The organism is Alcanivorax sp. DP30 (assembly GCF_009882945.1).
Taxonomy (GTDB): Bacteria; Pseudomonadota; Gammaproteobacteria; order Pseudomonadales; family Alcanivoracaceae; genus Alcanivorax.
On sequence record NZ_WTUY01000003.1, the window covers coordinates 17,404 to 32,738 of the forward strand.

The following is a 15,335-nucleotide window of genomic DNA, read 5'->3' on the forward strand; positions in this document are numbered from 1 at the left end:
CTTGATCCGGGTCAGAGAATCATGACGACAGTCTCTGGAAAGCCCTCCAAAGACCGTTATACTCAGGGGAACAGCCGCTCATGGAGAAGATCGTGCCTACACCCTATCGCAAGATTCTGGTCGCCATTGATGGCAGTGACGAGTCATCTCAAGTGCTTTCCCGCGCTGCTGGCGTGCTCTCGGGCAATGAGGGCGAGCTCCACCTGATCCATGTGATCGAACCGCTGGCGCTGGCCTATGGGGCCGATGTCCCCATGGATGTCACGGATCTGCAGACTGGCCTGATGGATCAGGCCAGGGCCATGGCCTCACGCTATGCCTCGCAGTACAGCATCGACGATGCCAACGTACACGTGGAGTTGGGGTCCATCGAAAAAACCATTCTCGACATGGCCGACAAACTGGAAGCCGACCTGATAGCCGTAGGCAGCCACACCCGCAGCGGTTTGGCCCTGCTGCTGGGCTCCACCGCCCGCGGCCTGGTGCCGGGAGCGCATTGTGATGTGTTGGCGGTCAAGGTGGACCAGAACAGTAATTAATCGTTAATAACGTCGCGATGCGATGTTTCTGCTTTTAAAACGCATGAGGCCGCGCCCGGATCCGGGCGCGGCCTCATGCGTTTTAAAAGCAGGAATTCGCTATTTCGCGAACTATTAATTATTCATTATTAAGCGTCTTCTCAAGTGAGCTGCAACGCTCCCGTATTCCCCTGCCCTTCCTCATTCCAGCGACACAGCAGCTCTGCCAGGCCTTGGGCCTGGATACGCAGGGCCTCAAGCTCTTCTTCGCTGCCTTTCTCACCATTGAATACCGGTAACTTGCGCATGGACTGGACCAGTTCATGATCGGGCTCGGCCATCCGTTTGACCTCCAGGGTCCAGCGGATGTGATGGACGATCATGTGGTAGAAAGCAAGCCGAGTGGCCAGAGTATAGGGGCTGTCGTCTTCGCTGAAATCATTGAAGTCCAGACTGGCAATGACCGCCTCCCGGGAGTTTTCCGATACGCGAATATCCGCACTGCGCGGCGTGCCCAGCAACATGGACAAGGTGCCAAACACCTCCCCCGGAGACACGTAGTAGCGCGGTGGCTGCCCATGGGCGTCATCCAGCACTTCCAGTTGCCCCCGCAACAGAAAATACAGGGCGGAATCCACATCCCCGGCACGAATCACTTCATCACCAGACCCCGCAAGCCACAGGCGCGTGTTGCTTTCCAGCAGGTAAAACTGGCCCGCATCATCGCGGAAAATCTCATTGAAGAAAGGCACTCCAGACAACAGTTGCCGAATCCTTTCCTGGCCATAATCGTTGTTATCGGCCTTTTCCATCTGTTACCCCACAAACGCTGATGGACTGAAAGTCTTAATCCTATTCGGCCTGAGAAATGAGAACAATGTCTCATAGAAGCAGATTCACAAATATCGGTGTAAATGGCCCGTTTGGATTAAAAAATCACAGAAGGCCCATCTCATCTGAAGTCAAATCGACAGGCCTGTGACCTTATGGACAGGGTGGACAAATAACACTGTTCATATCATCAGTAGTCATGCTAGGATCAAAAATATCGCACAGCTTGTCAGCTTTAGCTGACACGACGGACTCTGTGCCGTCACCCTCTGCGCAAACATGGAGAAGGTTATGAGCAGCAAACTCACCGATCGTCAGCAGCAGGTACTGGACTGTATTCGCGAGTGCATCGCGGACACCGGCATGGCCCCCACCCGGGCGGAGATCGCCGACATCATGGGCTTCCAGTCCAAGAATGCTGCTTCAGACCACCTCCGTGCCCTGGAGCGCAAGGGGTATATCCGTCTGCACAGCGACCGCTCTCGCGGCATCCAGCTGTTGGATAATGCCTACTGGTCCGAGGAAGAGCTCCCCATCGTGGGCAAAGTCGCTGCCGGGGTACCCATCGAAGCCATTGAGAATGTGGAACGCACCGTGCCGGTTCCCCAGGGCCTGTTCAAGCAACGCCCCACCTATCTATTGAAGGTACAAGGTGACAGCATGGTGGACGCGGGGATCTTCGACGGAGACCTGATTGCGGTTCGCAAATCCAATGTGGCCCGAAGCGGCGAAATTGTAGTGGCACGCATTGACGAAGAAGTCACGGTGAAGACTCTAAAGTTGAACAAATCCAGCGCCACGCTGTTGCCAGCCAATGAGGCCTATGAACCTATCAAGGTTCCGGCAGATCAGCTGGTGATCGAAGGCATTTTTGTGGGGTTGATCCGTGATCCGAATTCTTACTAGCGTTTTGCTTATGGTTTTGAGTAGCAGCGTCATGTCCGATAACAACTTGCTCGCACCGTGCCCGAACTCCCCCAACTGTGTGTCCAGCCTGACCAGCAGTGACAAGCACAGAGTGGAGCCTCTGGCGGTTTCCGACAGTCGCGAAACCAGCATGGCGCGCCTCAAGGCCGTTCTTGATGCCCAATCCCGCGTGGAATATGACGTGGTCGGCGAATCCCGCATCCAGGCCCGCTTCAAGAGCCTGATACTGCGCTTCACTGACGACGTGACCTTCTATGTACGCGAGAGCGGTGTGGTTGAGGTGCGTTCCGCCTCCCGGGTGGGATACTGGGATTTAGGTGCCAACCGTCGTCGGGTAGAATCCCTGCGCGAACAGCTGGCAGAGACCCGATCCAATGACCAAAGCGCAAAGCTCAACAACGAATCCGTCCGTCCTTTGGGCTGATATCGGTGTAAATCTCACTGATAAACAGTTCCACGATGACCGCGACGCGGTCATCCAGCGGGCTCGGGAGGCCGGTGTGTGCTGGCAGTTGCTCACCGGCACCAACCTCGACGAGTCCCGCCTGGCCATCGAACTGGCCGGGCAACATGATGATCTGTTTGCCACCGCCGGTCTCCACCCCCACAGTGCCCGCTTTTACTCCCCGGACCTGGAGAAGGAATTCCGCGAATTGCTGCGCCACCCTGCCGTGCGTGCCGCCGGGGAGATGGGTCTGGATTTCAACCGTGACTTCTCTCCACGCCCGGACCAGGAGGCCGCCTTTGAAGCGCAGCTTGCCCTGGCGGTAGAGGCTCGCTTGCCGGTCTTTCTCCATGAACGGGATGCTCATGAGCGATTTCAGCCGATTCTGAAAACCTTCAGGGATGATCTGGTGGGCGCAGTTGTGCATTGCTTTACCGGTTCCAAAACCGCCCTGTTTGATTATCTGGATCTGGATTGTCATATCGGCATTACGGGCTGGGTCTGTGATGAGCGACGCGGCAAGTCACTGGCCGGGCTGGTGCATAACATTCCCGATAACCGCCTGCTCATCGAAACCGATGCCCCTTACCTCCTGCCCAGAGACCTTCCTGAAGCGCCCCCCAAAAAGCGGCGTAACGAACCGTCTCTGCTGCCCTGGGTCGGGCAGCGCATAGCGACTTTGCGACACCAGGACGTGGAAACCGTGGCAGCCATGACCACTGCCAATGCGCAGACGTTGTTTGCCGCAAGGTAAGTCAGTCTACGAAAGACGGGGAAGCTGGGCCGGCAGAGGTCTGGGCGGGTTCGCATTGCTCCGGGATTGCCATCACTTTAAGGCGAGCGGTTGCCTATTCAGGCGTGGTCACTGCGCCAGTGAAAGTTCACCCTGAGGGGCGGAATCACCTCGCCTTCCGGCTGACCCACCATCTCGGCATGGGCGGAGTGATGAAGCAGAGTAGCCCTGGCCGTGGACACATGGCTGAGCTGGTTATTGGCATGCTCGGGGCCATTGAAACGCTGGATCTTGCCGTTCTGGTCAACGACCCAAAACCACTCCCCTTTGACCCGAACACGGACGGTACACACGGAAAGACAGGCAGAGGTAATTTCGATTTCCTCCACCTGCCGCTTGCTGAGTTTGCTTGCTGTGATCGTTTTCATGCACACAGGATTACGCGTTCACGGTGAATCCTGCGTCATGAGTACAATGCTCAGTTTTGCTGCAGAAAAGCCTGCACATCCAGCAGCCCAAATGGCCACCCCAACTCCTGCCCATTGCGGGCCAGTACAGGGATTCGCTCACCATAGCGAGCAATCAGATCATCATCTTCCGCCACATCCACCGCGTCAATTTCCACCCCGGGATCCACCATCAGCAACAGTTCCCGGGCCTGGTCGCAAAGGTGGCAGCCCAGAGTGGTATAGAGAACGACTGTCATGGCTCCTCCACATGGCGGATGGCGTAGAGCACATGGATTTTGTCATTGCGCCGGAAGTCTTCAGGAATGCTCCAGCGAGTCAGATCTTCCACTGCATACCACTTGGTGATGGATTCATCGAGTTTGAAACGACGGTAGTTACAGGAGAAATACAGCACACCGCCCGGCTCCAGCCTGCGCATGATCTTGCGAATCAAGTCACCGTGGTGCTCTTCCACCACGAAGTCACTACGCGACTTGTTGTTGGAAAACGTGGGCGGGTCGCAGAACACCATGTCGAACTGTTCCTTGCACTCATCAAGCCAGCGCATGGTGTCCGCCCGCTCCAGGCTATGCTGATCGGTGGAGAAGCCATTGAGCGCCAGATTACTGGCCGCCCATTCCAGATACTTTTTGGAAGCATCCACAGTGACGGTGCGCTTGGCGCCGCCGACGGCCGCGTGGACGGTAGCCGAACCAGTATAGGCAAACAGGTTGAGAAAACGCTTGCCTGATGCCTCTTCGGCGATACGCAAACGGATCGGCCGGTGATCAAGGAACAAGCCGGTATCAAGGTAATCCTGAAGATTCACCAGCAGTTGTGCCTGGCCTTCACGCACTGGCCGATAATGACCCTGGCCGTCCAGTTTCTGGTACTGCTGATTGCCCTTCTGACGTTCTCGGGTACGCAGATGCACCTGCTCACGATGCACACCAAGCGCGGCGCGCACCGCGGTCACCGCCCAATCCCGGCGCTCGCGGGCCTTCTCCGGGTCGATGGTCTTGGGCGCCTTGAATTCCTGTACCAACACCTGATCGCCGTAGATATCCACCGCCACATTGAATTCCGGCAAATCCCGGTCATATAACCGGTAGCACTGGATATCTTCGCGGTCCAACCAGCGTCGCAGGTGCTTGCCGTTCTTTTTTAAACGGTTCACCAGCGGCATGGCCCCTTCAGGCACATCGAAAGCGGCGCTGTCAGCCACCCGTACCACCTGGGCGGGCTGTTGCTGGCGCGGGGAATAGAGGCGAATAAAATTATTGAAGGGGCCATTTTTCAGTCGCCACTGGCTCTCCAGGTTCATGCCTGAGCGATCCATGACCTGAGCATCTGCGCCGAGCAAAATCACTGGCCAGTTCGGCGCCAGGCGCGCCATGATCCGGCCCAGTCCCAAGTGCAACCAGCCCGCCTGCTCCTGCTCGTCCAGGCGCTCCCCCCAGGGCGGGTTGGTAACCAACACACCCTGATCCGCCACATCGCGGGGCCGCAGAGCGCCCAGTTCACGGCGCTCGAAATGGATAGCGCTGCGCACCCCGGCGCGCTCGGCATTCTGCTGAGCCAACTGGATGGCCTTCAAATCGGCATCGAAGCCTTTCAGGGACAGTGGTGGCACAGGCAAATCAGCGCTGGCAGCGGCTTCATCCATGGCGGCCTGCCAGAGCTGACGACGACAGCCCCGCCACTGCTGGAAGCCATAGTGTCGCCGCATCAGGCCCGGGGCACGCCCGGCAGCCATCCACGCGGCCTCAATCAACAGCGTGCCGGATCCACAGAACGGATCCAGCATGGCACCGGGACGATCCGGCTTGTTCCAGCCCGCCGCCCAGAGCATGGCCGCCGCCAGCGTCTCCCGAAGCGGCGCCCGCCCCCCGGCAAGCCGATAACCCCGGCGGTGCAGCGGATCACCGGCCAGGTCCAGCCACAGATGTGCCTCATTGGGATCCAGACGAGCACGCACGCAGCAGCTGCCACGCACATCGCGGGAAATTTCAAACTGCGACGGCAACGCCTGGATAAAACGCTTGGCACTGATACGGTTGTCGCCACGAACGCCGGCGCCATGCTCCACATGGATATGGATCGGAGCATCATTACCCACCAAAGCGGGCCAATCCTGACTCGCAGCCAGTTTTTCCGGGGCGATATCCGGTGTTACCCCCAGCGTGGCCAGGTGTAACAACACTCGCTCAGCCAGGCGCGACCACAGGCAGACCTTCAGAGCATCGGCTGTGCCACCAGAGAACGCCACATGGGCTCTCCCCGTCTCCGTTACCGATATGCCCAGAGCGGTCAACTCGTCAGCCAACAACGGCGCGATTCCCGGCATACTGGTGGCAACAAATTCCATTATCAGTTCCTCGTAAGTGACTGTTTTGTGCAATCACAAAAATGTTTTTTCAATGCTTTCAGTGCGTTACACAAATGTCATCCCGCTGTCCTTTATACGTCATATGCTTAAAGAACGACGATGATATTGCTACTCGGTATTCGACACTACTCTACCCGTTTTCCATACTGAATTTGTCGACCCCGGAGGTGAAGTCCACAACACAACGGGCCTGTTCGCATTGCCCGGGGTTATTTCTTTTTGTACCGATGTATGTGAAAGGAAAGCGTCTATGAAGCGACAAAAACGAAACAGAGACGACCGCGCCTTCAACCGTGGCTACAACGCTGGCCTCGATGGAAAATCCCGTGAAGACTGCCCCTTTGGATCCCTCCAGGCCCGAACCAACTGGATGGGTGGATGGCGTGAAGGCCGTACCAATCTCGCTCAAGGCATGCTGGGTGTGGCCAGCATTCAGAATCTGAAGAACATCGGTTAATTTTTTCCTAGTTCACCAATGCGCCGACGCGTTCGCGCGCCGACCCACAGGGCCCCACCAGGGCCCTTTTTAATGGCAGTTTCACCACAGAGGGCACAGAGCACACAGAGTAAGCCCCTTCTTTACCTCAGTGATCACTGTGGCAAAACCCGTCTTGTCTTATCAGATATCTACTTCCAGGCTCGGGCAATTCTGTTGACCAGGCCCGGGCCCTGATAGATCAGGCCGCTGTAGATCTGCACCAGCTCGGCGCCCAGGACTTTCTTGGCAAGGGCATCATCAGCGCTGCGAATGCCACCCACGCCAATAATCGGGATCCGGCCATTGAGTGCCTTGCTCATTGTTTCCAGCGCCTGATTGGCTATGGGGGTTAGTGGCGCGCCGCTGAGGCCACCTTGCTCATCACCATGGGGCAAGTCTTGAACGCCCTCTCGGGATAATGTGGTGTTGCCGACACAAACGCCATCAATGCCATGTTTCACAAAGGCCTCGGCCATGGCCTGCAACTCTTCTGCGCTGTTGTCCGGGGCAATCTTGATCACCAGCGGCACCTTGCGGCGATGTTGTTGATCCAGGCGGTCCTGGGCTTCCCGCAGGGTCGCCAGCAAGCGGTCCAGGGCGTCCCCGTGTTGCAGCTCGCGCAGGCCGGGGGTATTTGGCGAAGACACATTGACCACCAGATAGGTCGCATAGGCATGCACCTTCTGCTGGCAAATCAGGTAATCCTCCACCGCATCTTCCACCGGGGTGTCCTTGTTCTTGCCGATATTGATGCCCAGCACCCCCTCATAGTTGCTCTGCTTCACCGCATTCACCAGATAATCCACACCCAGATTATTGAAGCCCATGCGGTTAATGATGGCTTCAGCTTTCGGCAACCGGAAAAGACGGGGCTTCGGGTTACCCGGCTGGGCGCGCGGGGTAATGGTGCCAATCTCGATAAAGCCAAATCCCAGATCTGCCAGCCCATCGATGCAATCACCGTTCTTGTCGAGCCCGGCAGCCAGCCCGACGGCATTGGGGAACTCGATGCCCATGACCTTCACCGGTGAAGACACCTTGCCGGCAGGCCAGAGTTTGCCAGCACGCTTGCGCAGCATGGCAAGGGTGAGGTCGTGGGACTGTTCGGCAGAAAGGGTGAACAACAGGGGTCGGGCAAGGGAATACAGCATGGATGGGTCCGCAACTGGTGAGCTGGCGGGCATTATAGCCAAGGGGGGCGGTGACTTCGATGCTTTGTGTCGGACAGAGAGGCGCGGTGCGCGGCATGCCTTACCCACACGCCAAACCCGGGATACATTACCTCCTTCCAAACTAGAAGCTTGTTGGCAAACGATACGGGTTTCTTCATGGGGTAATCACCTGCAGGCAAGTTGCCACAGGTTTTGCCTGTTGGGTGTTGCATGTACAGCCGCGGAGCGGCCACAAAAAAAGCCCGGCTTACGCCGGGCTTACACACACAACCAACGAAATCAGCGCGCCGGTTATTTCGCGGCGCTGGCCGGCTTGAGCAGGAAACGCGCCAATGCCGGAAGTAGCCACAGGGCACCGATCATGTTCCACAGGAACATGAAGGTCAGCAGGATGCCCATGTCAGCCTGGAACTTGATGGAACTGAATACCCAGAAGATCACGCCAACGGCCAGGGTAATACCGGTGAATGCCACCGCCTTACCCGTGGTCTTGAGGGTTTCCTTGTAGGCCGACTCAAGATCCATGCCTTGCTTCAGGTACTCGGACAGTTTGCTGTAGATATAGATGCCGTAATCCACACCGATACCCACACCCAGCGCGATGACTGGCAGGGTCGCCACTTTCACACCAATACCCATCTGCGCCATCAGCGCCTGACAAAGAATGGAAGTCAGGCCCAGCGGTACGATGATACAGATCACCGCTCGAATGGAACGGAAGGCGATCAACACCAGGATGGACACCACCGCATAAACCAGAGCAAGCATCGGATACTGGCTGGCTTCAATGGTCTGGTTGGTAGCGGCTTCCACACCCGCATTACCGGACGCAAGTTTGAACTCGATGACATCCGTGCTGTTGCGGGTCTCGGAGAAGTCCGCTACCGCCTTGGTCACCCGATCCAGAGTCTCGGCCTTGTGGTCATCAAGGAACACATAAACAGGGGTCAGTGAACAGTCCAGGTTGTAGAGACTGTCCGGCATGAAACCCATGACGTTGTTAAGGGCATACTGATCCCGGGAAATGGTGGCCCACTTCAAGGAGCCCTCATTCATGTTGGTGGAGATCATCTTGGTGGCGGAGGAAATGGTTACCACATCCTGCACCCCCTCCACGTTCTGCAGGGTCCACGCCAAGTCATCGGCAGTCTGCATGGCCTGGTAGGTATTACAGGCTTCCTGCGGCGTCTTGCCCATTACGACAAGCACATCGGCACTCACCGAGTAGTTGGAAACCAGGAAGTTCACGTCGTGGTTATAGCGGTAACGGTCCTTGGGCTCATAACCACGGGGGCAATCCCTGTCTTCACACGGGTCCGGCCACAGTTCGGGCGCCCCCTTGTCCAGATCCCCAATTTTCAGATCCTGGCTCAGATAGATGCCTCCGGCATAACCGATCACCGCCAACAAAATGGATGCTGCTGCCATGCCAGGACGGGTAAAGCGTGCAAACATGCCAGCCAGCGGATGGTCCTTCTTCTCCCCGGCCTGAATCTTGCGAACTGCCGCCTGGCCAACACCCACGTAGGACAACACCACCGGCACCACAATCAGGTTGGTGATGATGATCACGGCGACCCCGATGCTGGCAGCCATGGCCAGTTCACGGATTACACCGATATCGATCATGTACAGGGTCAGGAAACCGATGGCATCTGACACCAGCGCCACCATGCCCGGTACCACCAGCGCCTGCAGGGTGGACTTGGATGCGTCCAGGGGAGACTGCCCACCGGCCACATAGTTGGCCAGGGTATTCACGATCTGCACCCCGTGTGACACCGCAATGGCAAACACCAGGAACGGCACCAGCATGGAGTAGGGATCAATGGTGAAACCCAGCGAGCTGACGATGCCCAGCTGCCAGATCACCGCCACAAAGGAACAGATGGAAACGGTCAGCGCACTGCGGATACAGCGGGTATCCAGCAGCAGCAGCAAGGCAATCAGACCCAGGGTCATGAAGAAGAACATGGCCACTTCCTGGGCCGCAGACATGACGTCACCGGCTTTCTTGGCCAACCCGACAATGTGAATGCGCACATTCGGGTACTTGTCCTGATAGGTCTGGCGGATCTCTTCCAGGCTGGCAGACAAGGCAGGGATATCCACCCCGTCGTCGCCCAGTGCATCCAGCAGGTACGCATGCACCACACTGGACTGGAAGTTATCAGCGACCAGACGGCCCACCTGCCCGGAGCGCAGCACGTTGGTGCGCAGCTGCTCGAGACTTTCCGCGGAACCATCGTAGCCAGCGGGGATCACTTCCCCGCCCTGGAAACCCTGCTCGGTCACTTCGTTCCAGCGTACATTGCTGGTCCAGAGCGAGCTGATTTTACTGGGATCCACCCCTTCAAGCGCGAACACCTCATCGGTGATCTCTTTCAGCGCCGTCATGTACTCGGCGTTGAAAACATCCTCGCCCTGGGTTTCCGCCACGATCAGACGAATATCATTACCCAGACTGAGATCATTTTTATGTTCAAAGTAATTCTGGATATAGGGATGGCCCAGCGGCACCATCTTGCTGATATCCGTGTTCAGTTGAATCTTGGACGCCTGATACCCAAGCAGTGCAGTCAATGCCACAAAGAGGATCAGCACAACCTTGCGCGCCTTGAACAGCCCGCCGGCGATGTTTTGAGAAATGCTACCTGACATGCTGAGCCCCTTTATTTCACGTCTTCAATCACACGCACACCACCCCGACCAGCGATCAGGATGCCGCCCTTTTCACGGGGCAATACGGCGGAGATAGATTCACGGTCCGGCAGGAACCGAAGAGAAAAGCTTTTGCCTTCGTCATGGCTGGCAAGAATGCCACCGGCGTTGGTGACCAGCACCACAGTGCCGTCAGCGAGTACCGCACCATCATTGACGCCACGGGTCAGACCACTGGGCACCCTGCTCCAGCTGACACCGCGGTTGCCGGTCAGCCAGATGTTGCCCTGCAAGCCATAAACCAGTGCCTTGGCATCAGACAGCACCGTAGCGCCAAATAGCGTGCCGCTATAAGGGCTATTCAGACGCTCCCAGTTGGCACCCTGATCCAGTGAGCGGAACATGGCACCTTTTTCACCAACCAGATACCGCGTGGAGGTATCGGCCGCCGCACTCAGATCGTAAAGATGCCAACCGTCTCCATTTTTCAGGGTATCGAGCTTCTTGCTCCAGGTAGCACCACCATCGGTGGTCTCCAGGTAGTAGCCATACCCCCCCACGGCAATAGCGCGATTCCGGCTTTCGCACTGCACGTCCAGCAAGGGGGCACCGGAAGTATCTACCGGTCCGTTGGAGCTGGAGGCGTTATCCGCGTAGGGATCATCGCTATATAGATCGTCCCCATAGGGATCATCACTGTAGTCATCTTCAGCGTAAGCATCATCGGCATAAGGGTCGCCGTAAATGTCGTCCATGGACAGGTCATCCACCGCAACATCACCCTGAGATTCGGTTTCCTCAGTACCATCACCACCCAAGGGGTCGCTGTACTGTACCGCCCAGGTTTCGCCGCCGTCGCTGGTGCCAAGCACCAGAGCATCGTGCCCTACTGCCCAGCCATGACGGGCGTCAGCAAAACAAACGCTGGTCAACAACACTTCCGTTGGTGAGGCCGCGACTTGCCAGTGCGCCCCTTCATCATCGGAGTAGAGGATTTTTCCGCGATCCCCAACAGCAACAACACGACCACCTGCATCAGCCAGATCCAGATAGGTATTTGCCGCCACCAGAGGGGAATCATTTGCAACAAACTCTGCCTGCACAGTTGCAGACAGCACGGCCGAAACAGCCAAAACAGTTAATTTTTTCATTGTCCCATCTCTTCCCGAGGGCCCCTTCACAAGGAGCCGAGTACAAAACGACCGGGGTGATGTGCCCCGGCCGTCTTGTGCATGCGATCATGCAATCGATCGCGTTTTTTCTTTCTTAGCCACGACCACGGCGACGCAGGGCTGCCGGGTGGAAGTAACGGTCATCCGGTACCGGCTGGCTGTAGTCGAGAATGGACGGCTCTTCATTATCCAGGAACTGCACGTGATAACGCTGGGAGCGCAGATCATGGAAGGCGTCCAGCGCGGTCCACTGGGTCGGCACTTCATAGTAGTTCTTGATGTAGGCCAGGCTGACACGCCACAGCTCGCCACGACGGTCATACTGGTCGATGGCGGCAATCTGCCAGGAGTCCGCATCAATATAGAAACGACGTTTCTGGTAGATGTGACGCTCGCCTTCTTTCAGGTTCGCTTCCACTACCCACACACGATGCAGCTCCCAACGCTGATAATCCGCGTTTACGTGACCTTTCTGCAGCAAGGTCTCGTAGCTAACATCCGGGCTGTCCATCTTGTAGTTGTTGTAGGGAATGAACATCTCGACCGGCTTGGCATGAACCAGCTTCCAGTTGTACTTGTCCGGTGCACCGTTATACATATCGGTATCATCGGCTGTACGCAGGCCATCTGCAGCAGCGATCGGGGTATCGTAAGCCAGGTTCGGCGCACGACGGACACGACGCTGACCGGCGTTATAGCCCCAGGCCTGACGTGGCATCTTCTTCTGATCAAGCATTTCGTGTACCAGTACCGCACCGCCAGCCAGACGTGCCGGCGCCTTGGTGAAGGACAGGTAGTAGAAGATCACATTGTCCAGGCTTTCGAAGTTGTACTTGGGATCGTAGTAACGGAAGTAGATTTCCTGTTGGGAAGTAATCAGCGAGTAAGCGCCGCTACGCTGGACCGCCACTTCAGAAGCACGACGAACCACGTACAGACCACGCCAGCGCAGGATATGGTTCCAGATTGCCTGCAATGCCTTGTCTTCATTACTGCCACTCAGTATCGGGAACGGAATACCACCAAACGCCTGATCCACACCGGTTTCACCCAGTTTGGCCTTGCTCGCATTACTCTTGGTATTGTCGTAAACCCACTGTGGCGCCGAGGTAGAACGATGACTCGGGTACACATTCAGCTTGAAGGTATCCGGGTAGGTCTTGAGCATCGCTTTGACCCCATCCGGAACCTTGTCAGCATACTGACCGACGTTCTGATTGGTGATGGTAAAAACCGGCTTCTCATTCGCATAGGGGTCAGGGTGATGCTGCCCCGGACGGGTGTAGCTCTTGGGGATGTCCTTGCGCTGAATGCCACCAGTCCAGTCAGGAATACCCAGACCGGTAGAGACAGCTTTACCGTTGCCTTTTACTTCAGCACCGAAGGGAGTAAGGGTCTTGCCCAGTTTGGCTGCCTCGGCAGCGGGAACCGCCGCCTGAACCGTGGCCGCCACGCTGATAGACAGCGCCAGCGCGCTGCCCATTGCGGTCAATTTCTTCAACATGATTTGCTCTCCGTTAAACCGGGCCGCACTGCGGCCCGCAACAAAATTAGAAAGAGTACTTAACAGAAACCGAAGCGTTGTTTCGGTCGGCCAGTTTGTTGGAATAGTCAGCACCCCAGAAAGTGGTACCAGACATGGCCACTTCCAGGTTGTTCAAGTACACAAAATTAACGCCAAGAGTGGCGGCTTTACGGTCTTCCATGAAGTTGCCACCGATGGGGGAATTGCCGTTCACGTCATGGGCGAAACGCACACTCGGGCTCATGGAGATACCGGCGAAGACATTGCTGTAGTCCGCTTTTACGACCGCGCGGTAACCCCAAGAAGTGGGATCGAGATTATACTCGTTGGGATTCTCCGGGTTCAGAATCTCGGCTTCGCTCCCAAGAATCGCGGCAGTAGAGTTGTAATCGAGATCCGGGTTTTCCAAGCCTTCGATATGCTCCACGCCAAGCTCAAGCAGAGCGATAAGGCCGTCTGCTCCAAAAGTGGGGCCGAAGTTATAAATATTCACCAACGAGCCGTTGTAGCTTTCTACTTCGTCATAAAAATAGTAAAGCTGACCCGCTTCAACCTTCTGAGAGCCATCCAGACAGCTTCCACCAAGCTCAATCCGCACACAATGAGAGGTGAAGTCAGCGATCTCCGGGCTTGGGTTCACAGCCACCCGAGCCAGGTTCTGAATGAGGTTGTCCCCCACTTCGTTGATGATGGCCCGATTCGGACGGTAGGCGATCTCACCCGCGACGGACAAGTTGCCAAAAGCGGTATTGAAACTACCACCAATCATGTCCTGGTCTTCAACGTAAGCCATTTGATACTCAGTGGTATCAATGGTCTCCGGTGCTCCAGCAGGCCCCAAACCATTAATCTGATTCAGACGAGACCCAACAACCGGGGTTTTGGCGTGTGTTCGAGTGTAGTAGAGAGCAAACTCTGTACCATTCAGGCTATCGGCAAAATAACGATAGGCAAAACCAAACTGGCCACTGTTGGATGCCTCTTTGTCACGAATTCGATCAACCGTCACCTGAGTTGCTTCGTACTGGTAATCGGAGAACTGAGACGTGTAGGCAGCAAACGCGTTCTCAAGCCCTGGTGCACCTGCACCCGCAGCAACGACCCGACCATCAATAATGACATGATCTGCCCCATTGCCCGGGAAAGCATCGTGCGTAGAGAAGTAAGTACCTACAGGAGCATCTTCCGAATTTTTCCAGTCGAACTGATAAAATGCTTCTAACGTGGCATTGAAAGTCAGACCGTAAGAAAAATAGAGGCTGTTGAGAGGCAGCAATGCTTCCTTGATCTCCGAACCCGGCAGGCGCAGGGCGTTGAGATCGAAGTAGTTGGCGGTGTTAACACCATTCTGCAGGAAGAGTGCTTCACCCCAGTTAATCACCTGCCGGCCCAGACGAACATTTAAAGGCTTTTCGAAAAGATCGAAGTTGCCCCACACATAGGCGTCCAGCATTCGGGCACGCTCACCGGCATAACGCTCAGCGTCACTGGTGAAGTCATCACCAACACCGTTATTGGCATAATCGGAGTAAGTGGCATAACGAGTAAAACCATTACCCGGTACGAACGGGGCAGAATTATTCAGCACACCGCCGTCATGGCCGCCGCCCATGATTTGCTGATCGTAGAATGCCGTACCACGAAGAAACAGGCCGTACTTGCCCTGCCAGCTCAGATCGAGTTCCGGTGTGATCTTGTAAACCAGTGAAGCCAGCCCGGTATCGAAGTTGTTGTTGGCATCGTTCTTGTTGATTTGAGAACCAAAGCCTTTGCTGGTCATGTCCACCACATCACCGGTTGCGGCGAGCATGGCATCCTGTGACTCGGTCCGGAACAACGCACCCACTGACAGAGTGGTGTCCAGTCGGCCTTGCCAGTCCGGATTATCGAACTGAAGCTGAACCGCCGAAGCCGGTGCAGAGAAGGCCCCGAGGGCGGTGATACTGGCGACAGCCATCGCCAGCCTGGTTTTACGCAGGTGGTTATTATTCATGTAGCTACTCCGAGTTGCCAAATGGCTTTATTGTTCTTGCTG

14 protein-coding genes are annotated in these 15,335 nt (G+C 56.3%); 5 read left to right on the forward strand and 9 right to left on the reverse strand.

The window, feature by feature from the left end:
* Positions 1 to 92 precede the first annotated feature (92 nt).
* Positions 93 to 539, forward strand: coding sequence for a universal stress protein (locus GQF00_RS04560; protein WP_161317992.1), 447 nt, complete (start codon positions 93 to 95; stop codon positions 537 to 539).
* Between the two features lie 140 nt (positions 540 to 679).
* Here GQF00_RS04560 and GQF00_RS04565 read toward each other — a convergent pair whose 3' ends face one another.
* The gene (locus GQF00_RS04565; RefSeq protein WP_161317993.1) at positions 680 to 1,330 is read right to left on the reverse strand and encodes a cyclic nucleotide-binding domain-containing protein; all 651 of its coding nucleotides are present in this window, start codon (positions 1,328 to 1,330) and stop codon (positions 680 to 682) included.
* 310 nt (positions 1,331 to 1,640) lie between these two features.
* Between GQF00_RS04565 and lexA the strand changes: the two genes are divergently transcribed.
* Genes lexA through GQF00_RS04580 form a run of 3 tightly spaced genes read left to right on the forward strand, consistent with a single transcriptional unit; the run spans position 1,641 to position 3,475 of the window.
* A complete protein-coding gene (lexA, locus tag GQF00_RS04570; RefSeq protein WP_153501689.1) occupies positions 1,641 to 2,255 on the forward strand; it encodes a transcriptional repressor LexA in 615 nt (204 codons plus the stop codon).
* 31 nt (positions 2,256 to 2,286) lie between these two features.
* Positions 2,287 to 2,700 carry a DUF1499 domain-containing protein gene (locus GQF00_RS04575; protein ID WP_161317994.1) on the forward strand — a complete coding sequence of 138 codons (414 nt, stop codon included), beginning with the start codon at positions 2,287 to 2,289 and terminating at the stop codon, positions 2,698 to 2,700.
* Positions 2,651 to 3,475: a TatD family hydrolase gene (locus tag GQF00_RS04580; protein ID WP_161317995.1), complete on the forward strand. Its 825-nt coding sequence runs from the start codon at positions 2,651 to 2,653 to the stop codon at positions 3,473 to 3,475. Before GQF00_RS04575 ends, GQF00_RS04580 begins: the two co-directional genes overlap by 50 nt.
* Before the next feature lie 98 nt (positions 3,476 to 3,573).
* Here the strand turns inward: GQF00_RS04580 and GQF00_RS04585 are convergent, their stop codons facing one another.
* From GQF00_RS04585 to rlmKL, 3 genes are read right to left on the reverse strand one after another with little or no spacing between them, the layout of a single operon-like run.
* Complete coding sequence (locus GQF00_RS04585) at positions 3,574 to 3,882, reverse strand: DUF6482 family protein (RefSeq protein ID WP_161317996.1); 309 nt, start codon at positions 3,880 to 3,882, stop codon at positions 3,574 to 3,576.
* A 50-nt stretch (positions 3,883 to 3,932) separates the two neighbouring features.
* A complete protein-coding gene (locus tag GQF00_RS04590) occupies positions 3,933 to 4,160 on the reverse strand; it encodes a glutaredoxin family protein (RefSeq protein ID WP_161317997.1) in 228 nt (75 codons plus the stop codon).
* Positions 4,157 to 6,271: a bifunctional 23S rRNA (guanine(2069)-N(7))-methyltransferase RlmK/23S rRNA (guanine(2445)-N(2))-methyltransferase RlmL gene (gene rlmKL, locus GQF00_RS04595; protein WP_161317998.1), complete on the reverse strand. Its 2,115-nt coding sequence runs from the start codon at positions 6,269 to 6,271 to the stop codon at positions 4,157 to 4,159. Before rlmKL ends, GQF00_RS04590 begins: the two co-directional genes overlap by 4 nt.
* Positions 6,272 to 6,542: 271 nt before the next feature.
* Between rlmKL and rmf the strand changes: the two genes are divergently transcribed.
* Positions 6,543 to 6,749, forward strand: a complete 207-nt coding sequence (rmf, locus tag GQF00_RS04600; protein ID WP_161317999.1) for a ribosome modulation factor — start codon at positions 6,543 to 6,545, stop codon at positions 6,747 to 6,749.
* 170 nt (positions 6,750 to 6,919) lie between these two features.
* On the opposite strand, the gene GQF00_RS04605 is transcribed toward rmf, so the two are convergent.
* From GQF00_RS04605 to GQF00_RS04625, 5 genes are all read right to left on the reverse strand, one after another.
* Positions 6,920 to 7,921, reverse strand: coding sequence for a quinone-dependent dihydroorotate dehydrogenase (locus tag GQF00_RS04605; RefSeq protein ID WP_161318000.1), 1,002 nt, complete (start codon positions 7,919 to 7,921; stop codon positions 6,920 to 6,922).
* A 312-nt stretch (positions 7,922 to 8,233) separates the two neighbouring features.
* Entirely contained in the window at positions 8,234 to 10,603 is a 2,370-nt protein-coding gene (locus GQF00_RS04610; RefSeq protein ID WP_161318001.1) for an RND family transporter, read from the reverse strand.
* 11 nt (positions 10,604 to 10,614) lie between these two features.
* Positions 10,615 to 11,754 (reverse strand): YCF48-related protein, encoded by a 1,140-nt coding sequence (locus GQF00_RS04615; RefSeq protein ID WP_161318002.1) that lies wholly within the window; start codon positions 11,752 to 11,754, stop codon positions 10,615 to 10,617.
* Between the two features lie 115 nt (positions 11,755 to 11,869).
* Positions 11,870 to 13,279 (reverse strand): DUF1329 domain-containing protein, encoded by a 1,410-nt coding sequence (locus GQF00_RS04620; protein WP_161318003.1) that lies wholly within the window; start codon positions 13,277 to 13,279, stop codon positions 11,870 to 11,872.
* Between the two features lie 46 nt (positions 13,280 to 13,325).
* The gene (locus tag GQF00_RS04625) at positions 13,326 to 15,293 is read right to left on the reverse strand and encodes a DUF1302 domain-containing protein (protein ID WP_161318004.1); all 1,968 of its coding nucleotides are present in this window, start codon (positions 15,291 to 15,293) and stop codon (positions 13,326 to 13,328) included.
* Positions 15,294 to 15,335 lie beyond the last annotated feature (42 nt).